At 66.4% G+C, this 12655-nt stretch carries 12 protein-coding genes; 6 read left to right on the top strand and 6 right to left on the bottom strand.

Annotated elements, in window-relative coordinates:
* Window position 1 precedes the first annotated feature (1 nt).
* On the top strand, window positions 2-907 hold the full coding sequence (locus tag AC5Y4F_RS06630) for a haloalkane dehalogenase (RefSeq protein ID WP_067937461.1): 906 nt from the start codon (window positions 2-4) through the stop codon (window positions 905-907).
* A 7-nt stretch (window positions 908-914) separates the two neighbouring features.
* Here the strand turns inward: AC5Y4F_RS06630 and AC5Y4F_RS06625 are convergent, their stop codons facing one another.
* Entirely contained in the window at window positions 915-1946 is a 1032-nt protein-coding gene (locus AC5Y4F_RS06625; protein ID WP_499995807.1) for an amidohydrolase family protein, read from the bottom strand.
* A 198-nt stretch (window positions 1947-2144) separates the two neighbouring features.
* Entirely contained in the window at window positions 2145-2873 is a 729-nt protein-coding gene (locus tag AC5Y4F_RS06620; protein ID WP_499995607.1) for a 3'(2'),5'-bisphosphate nucleotidase CysQ, read from the bottom strand.
* 148 nt (window positions 2874-3021) lie between these two features.
* Between AC5Y4F_RS06620 and AC5Y4F_RS06615 the strand changes: the two genes are divergently transcribed.
* A complete protein-coding gene (locus tag AC5Y4F_RS06615) occupies window positions 3022-3612 on the top strand; it encodes a hypothetical protein (protein WP_499995805.1) in 591 nt (196 codons plus the stop codon).
* Between the two features lie 29 nt (window positions 3613-3641).
* Here AC5Y4F_RS06615 and AC5Y4F_RS06610 read toward each other — a convergent pair whose 3' ends face one another.
* On the bottom strand, window positions 3642-4817 hold the full coding sequence (locus AC5Y4F_RS06610) for a thiolase family protein (RefSeq protein WP_499995605.1): 1176 nt from the start codon (window positions 4815-4817) through the stop codon (window positions 3642-3644).
* Between the two features lie 239 nt (window positions 4818-5056).
* On the opposite strand from AC5Y4F_RS06610, the gene AC5Y4F_RS06605 reads away from it, so the two are divergent.
* The 3 genes from AC5Y4F_RS06605 to AC5Y4F_RS06595 all read left to right on the top strand — a co-directional run bounded on the left by AC5Y4F_RS06605 (window position 5057) and on the right by AC5Y4F_RS06595 (window position 8759).
* Window positions 5057-5449, top strand: a complete 393-nt coding sequence (locus AC5Y4F_RS06605; RefSeq protein ID WP_499995603.1) for a DoxX family protein — start codon at window positions 5057-5059, stop codon at window positions 5447-5449.
* Window positions 5450-5736: 287 nt separating this feature from the next.
* On the top strand, window positions 5737-7077 hold the full coding sequence (locus AC5Y4F_RS06600; RefSeq protein ID WP_067937468.1) for a magnesium transporter MgtE N-terminal domain-containing protein: 1341 nt from the start codon (window positions 5737-5739) through the stop codon (window positions 7075-7077).
* Entirely contained in the window at window positions 7074-8759 is a 1686-nt protein-coding gene (locus tag AC5Y4F_RS06595; RefSeq protein ID WP_067937470.1) for an NRAMP family divalent metal transporter, read from the top strand. Before AC5Y4F_RS06600 ends, AC5Y4F_RS06595 begins: the two co-directional genes overlap by 4 nt.
* Here the strand turns inward: AC5Y4F_RS06595 and AC5Y4F_RS06590 are convergent.
* Window positions 8749-9771: a TIGR03617 family F420-dependent LLM class oxidoreductase gene (locus AC5Y4F_RS06590; RefSeq protein ID WP_499995601.1), complete on the bottom strand. Its 1023-nt coding sequence runs from the start codon at window positions 9769-9771 to the stop codon at window positions 8749-8751. The genes AC5Y4F_RS06595 and AC5Y4F_RS06590 overlap by 11 nt on opposite strands.
* Before the next feature lie 132 nt (window positions 9772-9903).
* On the opposite strand from AC5Y4F_RS06590, the gene AC5Y4F_RS06585 reads away from it, so the two are divergent.
* The gene (locus tag AC5Y4F_RS06585) at window positions 9904-10365 is read left to right on the top strand and encodes a hypothetical protein (protein WP_499995600.1); all 462 of its coding nucleotides are present in this window, start codon (window positions 9904-9906) and stop codon (window positions 10363-10365) included.
* Window positions 10366-10404: 39 nt separating this feature from the next.
* On the opposite strand, the gene AC5Y4F_RS06580 is transcribed toward AC5Y4F_RS06585, so the two are convergent.
* Window positions 10405-10620 carry a hypothetical protein gene (locus tag AC5Y4F_RS06580; RefSeq protein WP_499995598.1) on the bottom strand — a complete coding sequence of 72 codons (216 nt, stop codon included), beginning with the start codon at window positions 10618-10620 and terminating at the stop codon, window positions 10405-10407.
* Window positions 10621-10689: 69 nt separating this feature from the next.
* Window positions 10690-12636, bottom strand: coding sequence for a molecular chaperone HtpG (gene htpG, locus AC5Y4F_RS06575; RefSeq protein ID WP_499995597.1), 1947 nt, complete (start codon window positions 12634-12636; stop codon window positions 10690-10692).
* Window positions 12637-12655: the final 19 nt, after the last annotated feature.

The raw sequence follows: 12655 nt of genomic DNA, 5'->3' as shown, positions 1-12655 counted from the left end.
TATGCATGTGCTGCGAACCCCGGACTCCCGATTCGAGAACTTGGAGGACTACCCGTTCGTTGGGCACTACCTTGACGTAACCGCAAGCGACACCCGGCCGCTTCGCATGCACTACCTGGACGAGGGCACGATCGAAGGGCCGCCGATCGTTCTGCTGCATGGCGAGCCGACGTGGAGCTACCTCTACCGGACGATGATCCCGCCCCTGACCGACGCCGGGAACCGCGTGCTCGCGCCCGACCTGATCGGTTTCGGCCGCTCGGATAAGCCCAGCCGGGTCGAGGATTACACCTACCAGCGCCACGTGGAGTGGGTGATCTCGTGGTTCGAGCATCTGAACCTCAGGGATGTCACGCTGTTTGTGCAGGACTGGGGATCGCTGATCGGCCTGCGCATCGCCGCCGAGCAGTCCGACCGGGTCGCGCGGCTGGTGGTGGCCAACGGTTTCCTGCCCACGGCGCAGCGGCGCACCCCGCCCGCCTTCTACGCCTGGCGTGCGTTCGCTCGCTACTCCCCCGTCCTGCCCGCCGGCCGCATCGTCAGCGTCGGCACCGTTCGCCGGGTGCCGTCGAAAGTGCGGGCCGGCTACGACGCACCCTTCCCCGACAAGACGTATCAAGCCGGGGCGCGCGCGTTCCCCCAGTTGGTGCCCACCTCACCCGCCGACCCGGCGATCCCGGCCAACAGGAAGGCATGGGATGCCCTCGGCCGCTGGGAAAAGCCGTTCCTGGCCATCTTCGGAGCCCGCGATCCCATCCTCGGCCGGGCGGACAGTGCCCTGATCAAACACATTCCCGGCGCCGCGGGCCAGCCGCATGCCCGCATCGACGCCAGCCACTTCATTCAAGAGGACCGCGGCCCCGAACTGGCCGAACGCATCCAGTCTTGGCAGCAGGCCTGGCTCTGAGCGGAGGTCAGCGGGTGTTGATCAGCCGTACGAAGCCGCGCATGGCCGCCCTGCTGGCCGCGTGGCGCACCTGATCCAGGGTCGAACCTGCGTCCGCGGGGGGCGCCGCCCCCAGCCGCGGGAACAGCGAGAGCGCGTTGCTGCGATCGATCGCCGCCCGGGCGCCCGGGTCGAGGCCGGGGTAGGTTTCCAGGCCGGCGGCGAACATCTTTGCGACCGCCAGCGGAGCAAACGGAGAGTCAGAGCCGAAGGTGACGTGTCCGGGCTTGGCGAACGCGAGCAGGCTGGGCAGTGCGGCGGCGCTCGCGGACAAAGCGGTGTCGAAATAGAAGCCCGCGAAGTCGTCCAGGATGTCGAGCGGGCTGCCGCCGGTGTCGCCCACGATGGCCATCGCCAATCGATGCGAGGCGTATGGCACGAATCCGCCCGCATGACTGAGGATGAACCGAATGTTGGGGTACTTGCGCCGAATCCCGTTGCGGACAAGAAGATACGCCGCCCTGGTGGTGTCGAGCAGGAAATCTGCCGCGAACGGTACGGCGCCGTCCACGGCGGGGCCGGGTAGCTCGGCGGGATGGATGAACACCACGGCCGAACGCGCGTCGAGCACGGCGAAAAGGTCGTCCTGACCGTCCTGGCCGAGGTACGTCCCCGCATGGTTGGCCAGCAGCACGACGCCATCCGCGTGCAATTCGTCCAGTGCCCTGACTACCTCGTCGACGGACTCGTCGACGTGCGGCATGGGCACGGTTGCGAATAAGCCGAACCGATCCGGTTGTGCGGCAACGACACTGGCCAGTTCGTCGTTGAGGTCGCGGGCCAGCGCGGTGGCATCGCCGGGGTTTGGCATGAACGTGGTGCCGGGAGCCGACACTGACAGGATCGCCGTTCCAATGCCCACCTCGGACATGACCTCCAGCGACCCCTCCGCACTCCATTCCGGCACGGCGCGTCCGCCGGCCTCGTCAATTCCCGCCTTGCGCAGGAACGTTCGGTAGTCGGCCGGGACGGCGTGGTGGTGCGTATCGATTCGTAGCATCATTGCTCCTTGGCGGTAGTCATCAATTCTCCGCAATGCCCGCACTAAAATGTGGTGGTTTGGCGGTTTTCGGATTTCACGAGCGGCGAGTCAACACCTCATCGTCGGGCACATGGACCGACCCGGCGGCCATCGGCGCCACGAAGTACCGCTCGCCCTTGGCGATTGAGATTCGCCCCGCCCAACGTGGCGGTGACCTCAGCGGGTAACCGCGAGTACGGCTTCCGCCAATTCGGGGCGGCAGACCACAAGATCGGGCAACTTCGGGTCGGGCTGGTTGTATGCCAGCGCGGACCCGTCAATGCGAGAGGTGTGCAGCCCCGCCGCGCCTGCCACCGCCACCGGCGCGGCGGAGTCCCATTCGAATTGCCCGCCGGCATGCACGTACACATCGGACAGCCCCTGGACGATCGAGGCGACCTTGGCTCCTGCGGAACCCATTTCCACCAGGACTCCGTCCAGCGCATCTCGCACGCTCAAGGCGACGGCGGGGGGACGGGTGCGTGACACCACGATGCGCGGCTTGCCCGGCACGGCAGGCGGCGAATCCACGTCGGGAGTCGCCAGCGTGAGGCCCTGGGCCGGTAGCGCCACGGCGCCCGCGACGAGCTCGCCGGACTGCCAGAGTGCGACGTGCACCGCCCAGTCGTCGCGCCCGAGCTCGGCAAATTCCCGCGTGCCATCCAGCGGATCGACGATCCAGACGCGGTCCGAACGCAATCGAATCGGGTCATCGGCGCCCTCTTCGGACAGCACCGCGTCACCGGGACGCTCTGCGGCCAGCGCCTCCATCAGGAAATCGTGGGATCGCTTGTCCCCCGCGGCTTTCCGGTCAGCCGCTTCCGCGTCGGCGAATTCTTCTCGGACCCCGAGCAGTAGCCGACCGGCCTCGGTGGCCAGCCGTGCGGCCAGATCATGGTCATTCATCGGGAGCCCCGGGGAATCCTTTATATGTTGGTTCTAATGGCCGACTTTACCTTGTCATCCTGTTCCGCGGTCACCACCCCGGCGAAGAAGTTTCACCCGTAATCTGGTGACCGTGAGCGGCAACGCCAACGCATCTTTAGTGAGGCGGTTGCGGCACACCTCGCGGGGGCGCTGGATCGGGGCCGGCATCGTGGCGGCCGTGGTGCTGATCGGGGTCCTCGTCGTGGTGGGCGTGCAGCTGACCAGAAGCCAGCAGAGCGCGACGGCGCCCAGCACTCCGCCGTCGCCGGCACCGCCGGAGAGCTACGCCATCCCGGGGTGTTACAACCCGTCCGTTCCGCCGGTCGCGCGCCCCAAGAAGCTCAACGTGTTGGGCTGCGCCAGCGTGGCCGTTGCGCTGCAGGACATGTCGTGGAGTTCGTGGGGCCCGCAAGGCGCCGACGGGACAGGCACGGCGTTGTTCAAGCTCTGTGATCCGAATTGTGCGGCGGGATCTCAGCTGACCGAGCCGGTGATCGTGCACGCGTGGAATCCACAGCCGCCGCGGCGCGAGGCCATCTGCCAGGCCGGCTTGAAGATTTTCGCCGACATGATCCTGGCCTTCCCCCAAGGCGTTCCACCACCGAACGTCCAGAAGATGAACACCCAGTACAACGGGAAGCCGGCCGTGCATTTTGCCAACTACTCAAGCGGCGACACGCGTGGCACCCAATTCATCGGCTACACATTCTGTAACTAGCCGGCGCGGGTCAGCGCTCGCGAACGCCGCTAGACCTCGATGACGACTGCGCCACCCTGGCCGCCGCCGGCACACATCGCGGCGACGCCGACGCCACCACCCCGACGCGCGAGCTCGTAGGCCAAGGTCGTCACCATGCGTGCACCGGAGGCCGCGATCGGGTGGCCGAGGCTGCAGCCGCTACCGGAGAAGTTCACCTTCTCCTCGTCGAGGCCGTATTCGCGGCACGCCGCGATCGGCACCGAGGCGAACGCCTCGTTGATCTCCCACAGCGCGACGTCGCCTGGCGTCAGGCCGGCCCGCTGCAAGACCTTCCCGATGACCTTGACGGCGCCAAGACCGCAGTCGCGGGCCGGTACGCCCGCGGCGGCCCAGGCCCTGACCGTGCCCAGCACGTTGAGCTTCTCGGCCTGGGCGTAATCGCTGTCGACGAGGGCGACGGCGGCCGCGGCGTCGTTGGTGCCACTGCTATTGCCCGCCGTGATCGAGAAGCCCTCGATCTCGGGGTGCAGGACCTTCAGGCCGGCCAGCTTTTCGACGGTGGTGTCCCGACGCGGGTGCTCGTCCACGGCGAACTCGGTGACCGAGCCATCGAACTGGGTGATCTTCAGCGGCAGGATCTCGTCGGCGAACTTGCCGGCGTCCTGGGCCGCGACGGCGCGCTGATGCGAGCGGGCCGCCCAGGCGTCCATCTCCTCGCGGGTGATGCCGACCGCGTGCGCGGTGTTCCAACCCACGGTGATGGACATGTCCCTGGCCGGCGCATCCGGCGTCTCCACGTGCGTCGGCGGCATCCAGCGCTCCTCGAACTTCAGCTCGGGGCCGGGGATCCGCCAGTTGGTCAGCGGCGTCATCGACAGCGACTGCACACCGCCCGCGATGAGCACGCGCTCCATGCCTGAGCCGATCTGCGCCGCCGCATTGCCGATTGCGGTGAGGCTGCCCGCGCAGTGCCGGTTAACCGACTGTCCGGGAACGTGCTCCAGGCCCGTTGCGGTCGCCGCATAGCGCGCCAAATCACCACCGCCGTAATGTGATTCGGCGAAGATGATGTCGTCGATGTGTGCGGGGTCGACACCCGACCTGCGGACCACCTCGGGAAGCACGGCGGTGATCAGGGTCTCGGGAGGCGTGTTGACCAGGGTCCCCTTGAACGAACGGCCGATCGCGGTCCGGACGGCTCCGACAATGACGGGTGTTCCCATGTTTTCAACCTCGTTGTTGTGGGCGGTCAGACGCCGCGAATCGTATCAAATACTGTATAGGCAATAGTAATGGTCTAAATTCGATCGGCCGGGCTGCTGTGACGGCGCTAACAATTAAGCGGTTCGGGTAAACACGCGGGCCAAGTCGCCGCGACGTGCTGGAAGGCCAGCAACGTGCGCGGCATCATCCGCTATATCGACCGCGCCCAAGCAGGAGGCCGCACGGGCACAATGACTTCATGACAACCCGGCCGCTCGCCACCCGGGACGCCAACGAGCAACTCGCCTACCGCGTCGCGGCGATGCTGCTCGGCATCGGCACCCTGCACTTCGTTGCGCCCAAACCGTTCGACGCCATCATTCCGGTCGAGCTGCCGGGAAACCCGCGGCTGTACACCTACGGGTCCGGCGTGGCCGAGTTGGCGATCGGGGCGCTGCTGGTGCCGCAGCGCACCCGGCGATCCGCCGCGCTGGCCGCCGTTGCGCTGTTCATCGGCGTCTTCCCGGGCAATGTCAACATGTGCCGGTTGTGGTGGGGCAAGCCGTGGCCCATGCGCATCATCGCCCTGGCCCGGCTGCCGCTGCAGATCCCGATGATCACCACCGCGCTCAAGATCCGGCGCAACAGCTGACGCGCTGCGCCGGCAATAGTGACACGAAAGATATTCTTCCGCAACGGAAAACGGCTCCGCTCAGCCCAGGAGTGACCCGATCCGGTGCGCGGCAACTCAGCCGCGGCGCGAAACCCCAATAGCCTTCTGCCGTTTACCTGTTGACGGTAGCCATCCCCGGCGAGGCGTGCGTATGCTGTGGCCGCCGAGACGGTCCGACGATCGATTTCAATCCGCATGGCGCCGCGACCCTTCGTTTCGGGGTAGGTTGGCCGCGGGTTCGGTCGTACCGCCTTGAGGAGGGATACGTGAGCACATCGGAGAAGCCGTCCACGGCTCGCGCCGGGCAGCCGATCATCCACCTCTCCCAGCTGTTGCGTGCGCCAGTGCTGGCGCGTTCCGGCGAAACGGTCGGCCGGGTCGAGGACGTCATCGTGCGACTGCGCGGGGCCGAGGAGTACCCCCTGGTGGCCGGGATCGTGGCGGGAGTCGGCGGACGCCGTGTCTTCATCGGTGACAAAACCATCGACGCGTACTCGGCGGACCGAGTTCTGTTGACCAAGAACAAGGTTGACCTTCGCAGCTTCGAGCGCCGCGAAGGGGAGGTGCTGTTGCGCGCCGACGTGTTGGGCCACCGGTTGATCGACGTGGCCACCGTCGAGCTGGTGCGCGCCTACGACGTCGAGCTGGAGCAGAGCGGCGAAGGCTGGATGGTCACCCGCCTGGACACCCGCCGTCCGCCGCGATTGTTCGGGCTGATCAAACACTCGGGCGGGCATGCGTCTCGCGATTGGAAGGCATTCGAGCCGCTGATCGGGCACGCCCGCTCGGACGCGGTCCGGCGTCTTTCGGACCGGTTCGGCGAGCTCAAGGCCGCCGAGATCGCCGATCTTCTCGAGGAAGCGGACAAGGCCGAGGGCGGCGAGATTCTCGACCGCGTGCACAGCGACCCGGAATTGGAAGCCGACGTCTTCGAAGAACTGGACCCCGACAAGGCCAGCCGGTTGCTCGACAACATGCCGGACAACGAGGTCGCCGCGCTGCTGGGCCGGATGCGCGCCGACGACGCCGCCGACGCCATCGCCGATCTGCGCCAGTCCCGCCGCCGGCGCGTGCTCGAGCTGATGCCCGCCCCGCAACGCACCAAGGTCATCACCCTGATGGGATTCAACCCCGAAAGCGCCGGCGGGTTGATGAATGTCGACTCCGTGACATGCTCGCCGGCCACAACCGCGGGCGAGGCGTTGGCGTTGATCGCCGCCTCGCGCAGCATCCAGCCGGAAGCGCTGATCAAGGTGCACGTGCTCGACGATGACAAACGCCTTGACGGCGTTGTCTCCGTGATCACCCTGTTGCAGGTCGATCCCGCCGAAACCCTCGGGGCGCTAATGGATTCCGACCCGGTACGGGTGAATGCCGACGCGGACCTGACCGATATCGCGCTGCTGATGGCCGATTTCAATCTCTATTCCATACCCGTCGTCGACGAGCAGGACCGTCTGCTCGGAGTGGTCACCGTCGACGACGTGCTGGAGGCGACCATCCCCGAGGACTGGCGCCGCCGGGAGCCCGCGCCGCGCCCCATCCGCGAAATCGCCGGCGACGATGAGCGTGACACCACCCCGCCAGCGGGAGGCACCCCGCAGTGAGTTCCGGCGGCGAGGACACCACCCAGGCCGACGCGCGCGGTGTCGACGTGCAGCGCTCCCAGCGGGCGCAGGCGCGGCGCACGGCCGTGCTGGACAGCGCGCACGTGGGTGATATCGAGGGTGCGTTCGGGCGCATCAGCATTGCGGAGACCGAGCATGCCCGGACCTGGCGGACGCGGCTGCTGACCCTGCTCGCGATCGTGGGACCCGGAATCATCGTGATGGTCGGCGACAACGACGCGGGCGGGGTGGCCACCTACGCCCAAGCCGGCCAGAACTACGGCTACTCGCTGCTGTGGGTGTTGCTGCTGCTGATCCCCGTGCTGATCGTCAACCAGGAAATGGTGGTCCGGCTCGGCGCGGTCACCGGGGTCGGGCACGCCCGCCTGATCAACGAACGCTTCGGCCGCGGCTGGGGCTGGTTTTCGGTCGGCGACCTGTTCTTGCTCAACTTCTTGACGATCGTCACCGAGTTCATCGGCATCAGCCTGGCCGCCGAGTACATCGGCATCTCCAAATACGTGGTCGTGCCGATCTCGGCGGTGGCGCTGGTGGCGATCATGGCCAGCGGCAGCTTCCGGCGCTGGGAGCGGGCCATGTTCGTGTTCATCGCCGTCACGCTGCTGCAGATCCCGATGCTGTTGATGTCACATCCACAGTGGGTGCATGCGGCGAAGTCTTTTGTCGTGCCCAGCATTTCGGGCGGGATCAGTTCGGACGCGGTGCTGCTGATCATCGCCATCGTCGGCACCACCGTGGCGCCGTGGCAGCTGTTTTTCCAGCAGTCCAACGTCGTTGACAAGCGCATCACACCCCGGTTCATGGCCTACGAACGCGCGGACACCGTGCTGGGCGCCTTCGTAGTGGTGGTCGGCGCCGCCGCGCTGGTGATGACCGGCGACTGGGCCGCCCGCTCCACCCAGACCGTGGGCGGCTTCACCGACGCCGGGGCCGTCGCCCACCTGCTCGGCCAACGCCACGAGCCGCTCGGCTGGATCTTCGCGATCGTGCTGATGGACGCCTCGATCATCGGCGCCGCCGCCGTCACGCTGGCCACCAGCTACGCCTTCGGAGACGTCTTCGGGCTGAAGCACTCGCTGCACCGCGGCTTCTCCGACGCCAAGCAGTTCTACCTGTCCTACACCGCAATGGTGGTAGTGGCCGCGGCCGTCGTGCTGATCCCGGGTGCCCCGCTCGGGCTGATCACCACCGCCGTGCAGGCCCTCGCCGGTTTACTGCTGCCCAGCGCCAGCGTGTTTTTGCTGCTGTTGTGCAATGATCGAGAAGTATTGGGCCCCTGGGTGAATCGGTCCTGGCTGAACTGGGTCGCCGGGCTGATCGTCGGCACGCTGCTGCTGCTGTCGGGGATCTTGATGGCCACCACGCTGTTTCCCAACATCGATGTCCTGAAGGTTTGCGGCTACCTGGTAGTGGCCATGATCGTCTTCGCCGCCGCGGGCGCGCCCGCGCTGCGCTGGATGGCCCGCCGCCAACCCCCGCGGCCCGTCGCACAGCTTCCGGTCCGGGGCGTCGACCGCAGCACCTGGCGCATGCCACCGCTAGCGCTGCTCGAACCGGTCGTCTGGTCGCCCGGCACCCGGCTGGGCATGATCGCCCTGCGCACCTATCTGGTCGCCGGCGCGCTGCTACTCGTGGTCAAAGCCATTCAGCTCAGCCGCTGATCGTTTGCAGCCGGCGAGCCACCTCGCCGTACCGCTCGAAGCGCTCCTGATCGGCAACGGCGTTGTACATCACCAATCGCGTTGCCGTTCCGGCGTATTTCTCGATCAACGCGTCGGCCAGCCCGTCCCAGGTCGACTCGGTCGCGAAGACCGCGATGTGATCGTCGCTGACCTGGGCCGCCATCCCGGCGAAGTCGCCGGCCTTCTGCTTTTCCCGGATCCGGGCGGTCGTGCCCTCGAAACCCGCCTCATCCCAGATGAATGCGTAGTTGGGCGTACTGCCGTAGAAGGCCATGCTGGCGCGCACGGCTTCGCGTTGCGTGTCGAGCTCCTCGTCGGTGTCTCCGACGATCGTCATGACGGGCACGATGATCGCGATGTCCGACGGTGAACGTCCCGCTTTCGCCGCCCCTTCGGCAATCGTCGGCACGACGTGCCGGGCCAGGTAGCCCGGTTCGCCGATCGGGTGGACGTGCAACCCGTCGGCCACTTCGCCCGCCATCCGCAGCATCCATGGATTGACCGCTGCGATATCGACTTTGGGGTCCGGGGCGTCGATGGGCCCCGGGCTCCACTGCGGGGTGATGAAGTCGAGATCGTAGAAGTCGCCGTGGTGGTCGAGCGTCCCGGAGCGAAACGCCGCGAAGCACGCCTTCACGGCGAGCAGGTAGTCGCGCAGCCGCGGCCCGGGCCGCTCGAAGGCCGTGCCGTAGCGCCGCACCACATGGGTGCGTACCTGCGTTCCGAGGCCCAGCCGGAACTTGCCCTTGGTGGCCTCCTGCAGCTCCCAGGCCGCGGCGGCGGTAACAAACGGACTGCGCGGAAAGGCCACCGCGACGCCCGTCGACAGTTCGAGGCCGGGCGCGGCCTGCGACGCGACGGCGGCGTTCAAGTACGCGGTGCGGCCGGTCTCGGTGAACAACAGACCGGAGAACCCGGCCGATTGGGTCCGCCGGGCAAGGTCACCGATTTGGCCGAGCGGCTGGGGAATCGTCATCGCGTCGACATGCATGGTGGGAGCGTACGTCGAGCGATGAGCCGCGTCGCGAGCCGCGTTAGCCCCTTGCTCGACGACCGACCCAGGGTGTTAGCTCTGTAGTTGTCAGCAACCATCGTTCTTTCGCCTAACAGGAGGCCCCCGAACGTGCTTCGTGGATTGTTCACCGCTGGAGCAATCGCCATGGGAATTGCGGCGATGCCCATCGCCCTGGCCGATCCCTCGACGACGCCGCCGTCACCGACGAGTGGTGGCGGCGCCGCCCCCGGCCCCAGCGGTGCGCAGCCGTGCGTGGGGTTATCGATATGCACACCACCACCGCCGGACGCCCAGGGCAACCCGCCTTGCTATTACGCCGACGGCTGGCGCGCCAATGACTCTGGCGCCGGGATCGAGGTGTGGTACTTCCAGGACCCCAAGAGTCCGTCCCAACCGGAGAAAGTGACGGCGCTGGTCCGCAAGAAGGACGGCACCAGCGAGTCGCAGGACGCTGGCATCGAGCGCGGCCAACAGGTGCACCGCTTCGAATTCCCGGCCATCGCGCAATCCGCGGTTGATGAAGTCCTGTTCGTCAGCGGCGCCGGCCGCTGTTTTGTGATCGGACCATAAGCGGGAAGCCGGCGCGGTACGGCGAATGTGCCCGCGCGATCAGTGCCGTTCCGGTCGCCGGCTCACCGGGGCGGTGAAGCCTTCGGTGTCATCGAAGAACGCCCATTGCCCGTCGTCGTTGACCTCCATACGCCAACCCAGCTCGGTATCGCCGCTAACCGAGTTGACGAACCAGGTGTGCGCGGCGTCCGCATTGGCAAAACTCTTCGTCGCGACGACCCGGCCACCGGGGTCGATGACGCGAAACGCGGGCATGGGATCCAAGTATCCCTGCCAGCGAGTTTTCAATCGCAGAAATCGCCCATTTGCCCGGTAAACCCTGCGTTACACCGTGCGGGCCAACCGGCCTGCGAGCAGCTCGGCAAACCTCGCCGGATCGTCGAGTGCACCGCCTTCGGCCAGAAGTGCTGTGCCGTAGAGCAATTCCGCGGTTTCCGCGACCTCGGCGAGCGCAGCGTCGTCGTCCGCGTTCTTTTGCGCTTGCCGCAGGCCGGTGACGAGCGGGTGGTTGGGGTTGAGTTCGAGTATCCGCTTCCCCACGGGAATGGCCTGCCCGGAAGCGCGGTACATGCGCGCGAGGGCCGGTGTGATCCCGAAGGCGTCGGTGATCAAGCAAGCGGGCGAGTCCGTCAAGCGGTTGGACAGCCGAACTTCCTTGACGTGATCCGTGAGGGTCTCCTTCAGCCAGGTCAGCAGGTCGGCGAATTCCTTCTGCTGCTCCTCGCGCTCGGCCTCGCTCTCGTCATCGTCGGCGCTGAGGTCCACCTCGCCCTTGGCGATGGACTGCAGCGGCTTGCCGTCGAACTCGGTCACGCTTCCCACCCAGACCTCGTCGACCGGGTCGGTGAGCAGGAGCACCTCGTAGCCCTTGGCTTTGAAGGCCTCCAGGTGCGGCGACTTCAGGATCTGCTGACGCGACTCCCCCGTGGCGTAGAAGATCTGCGTCTGGCCCTCCTTCATGCGCTCCACGTACTGGGCGAGCGTGGTGGCTTCCTCCTCGCTGTGCGTCGAGGCGAATGAGGAGAGCGCCAACAGCGTCTCCCGGTTGTCGAAGTCGTTCAGCAGGCCCTCCTTGACGACCCGGCCGAATTGGGTCCAGAAGGTGCGATAGTCGTCCGGGCGCTCGGACTGCAGATCCTTGATCGTGGAGAGGACCTTCTTGGTCAACCGGCGCCGGATGGCCTTGATCTGCCGATCCTGTTGCAGAATCTCGCGCGACACGTTGAGCGACATGTCCTGCGCATCAACGACCCCCTTGATGAAGCGCAGGTATTCGGGCATGAGCTCGTCGCAATCGCCCATGATGAACACACGTTTGACATACAGCTGGATCCCGGTGTGGGCGTCCCGGTTGAACAGATCGAACGGGGCGTGCGACGGGATGAACAGCAGTGCCTGATACTCGAACGTGCCTTCGGCCCGCATCGAGATGACCTCGAGCGGGTCGTCCCAGGCGTGCGCGATGTGCTTGTAAAACTCCTTGTACTCCTCCTCGGAGACCTCTTCTTTGGGCCTGGCCCACAGGGCCTTCATCGAGTTGAGGGTCTCGGTCTCGATGGTGACCGTCTCCTCGCCGCTCTCTCCTTCTTCGTCCGAGGCGGCCGGTTCCCGTCGCACGACCTCCATCCGGATCGGCCACGCGATGAAGTCGGAGTACTTCTTGACCAGGCTCCTGATCTTGAACTCCGCCGTGTAGTCGTGCAGTTCGTCCTCGGCGTCCTCGGGCTTGAGGTGCAGGGTGACCGACGTTCCCTGTGGGGCGTCGTCGACCGATTCGATGGTGTAGGTGCCCTCGCCGCTCGATTCCCACTTGGTGGCCTCGCTCTCCCCGGCCTTGCGGGTGAGCAGTTCCACCTTGTCGGCGACCATGAAGCTCGAATAGAAACCGATTCCGAACTGGCCGATGAGTTCCTCGGAGGCCGCGGCGTTCTTGGCCTCGCGCAGTTGTTTGCGCAGCTCGGCGGTGCCGGACTTGGCCAGCGTGCCGATCAGATCGACCACTTCGGCGCGCGTCATCCCGATGCCGTTGTCGCGGACGGTCAGCGTGCGCGCGTCCTTGTCGACGTCGATCTCGATGTGCAGGTCGGAGGTGTCGACGTCGAGGTCCTTGTTCCGGAACGCCTCAAGCCGCAGCTTGTCCAGAGCATCGGAGGCGTTGGAGATCAGCTCCCGCAGGAACGAGTCCTTGTTGGAGTAGACGGAGTGGACCATCAAATCCAGCAGCTGGCGAGCCTCTGCCTGAAACTCCAACTGCTCAACTTGCGCGCTCATGCGATTCCTTTCGACAACA

The organism is Mycobacterium sp. NGS56, from assembly GCF_059812425.1.
Note: the sequence above shows the minus strand (reverse complement) of the source record. Positions and strands in the feature narration are given on the sequence as shown.

What these genes read in the sequence shown, in the direction of transcription:
- AC5Y4F_RS06590 (WP_499995601.1), bottom strand. Translation starts at nt 9,771, where the DNA reads ATGCATGTCGACGCGATGACGATTCCCCAGCCGCTCGGCCAAATCGGT.
- AC5Y4F_RS06580 (WP_499995598.1), bottom strand. Translation starts at nt 10,620, where the DNA reads ATGCCCGCGTTTCGCGTCATCGACCCCGGTGGCCGGGTCGTCGCGACG.
- AC5Y4F_RS06605 (WP_499995603.1), top strand. Translation starts at nt 5,057, where the DNA reads ATGACAACCCGGCCGCTCGCCACCCGGGACGCCAACGAGCAACTCGCC.
- AC5Y4F_RS06620 (WP_499995607.1), bottom strand. Translation starts at nt 2,873, where the DNA reads ATGAATGACCATGATCTGGCCGCACGGCTGGCCACCGAGGCCGGTCGG.
- htpG (WP_499995597.1), bottom strand. Translation starts at nt 12,636, where the DNA reads ATGAGCGCGCAAGTTGAGCAGTTGGAGTTTCAGGCAGAGGCTCGCCAG.
- AC5Y4F_RS06610 (WP_499995605.1), bottom strand. Translation starts at nt 4,817, where the DNA reads ATGGGAACACCCGTCATTGTCGGAGCCGTCCGGACCGCGATCGGCCGT.
- AC5Y4F_RS06625 (WP_499995807.1), bottom strand. Translation starts at nt 1,946, where the DNA reads ATGCTACGAATCGATACGCACCACCACGCCGTCCCGGCCGACTACCGA.
- AC5Y4F_RS06630 (WP_067937461.1), top strand. Translation starts at nt 2, where the DNA reads ATGCATGTGCTGCGAACCCCGGACTCCCGATTCGAGAACTTGGAGGAC.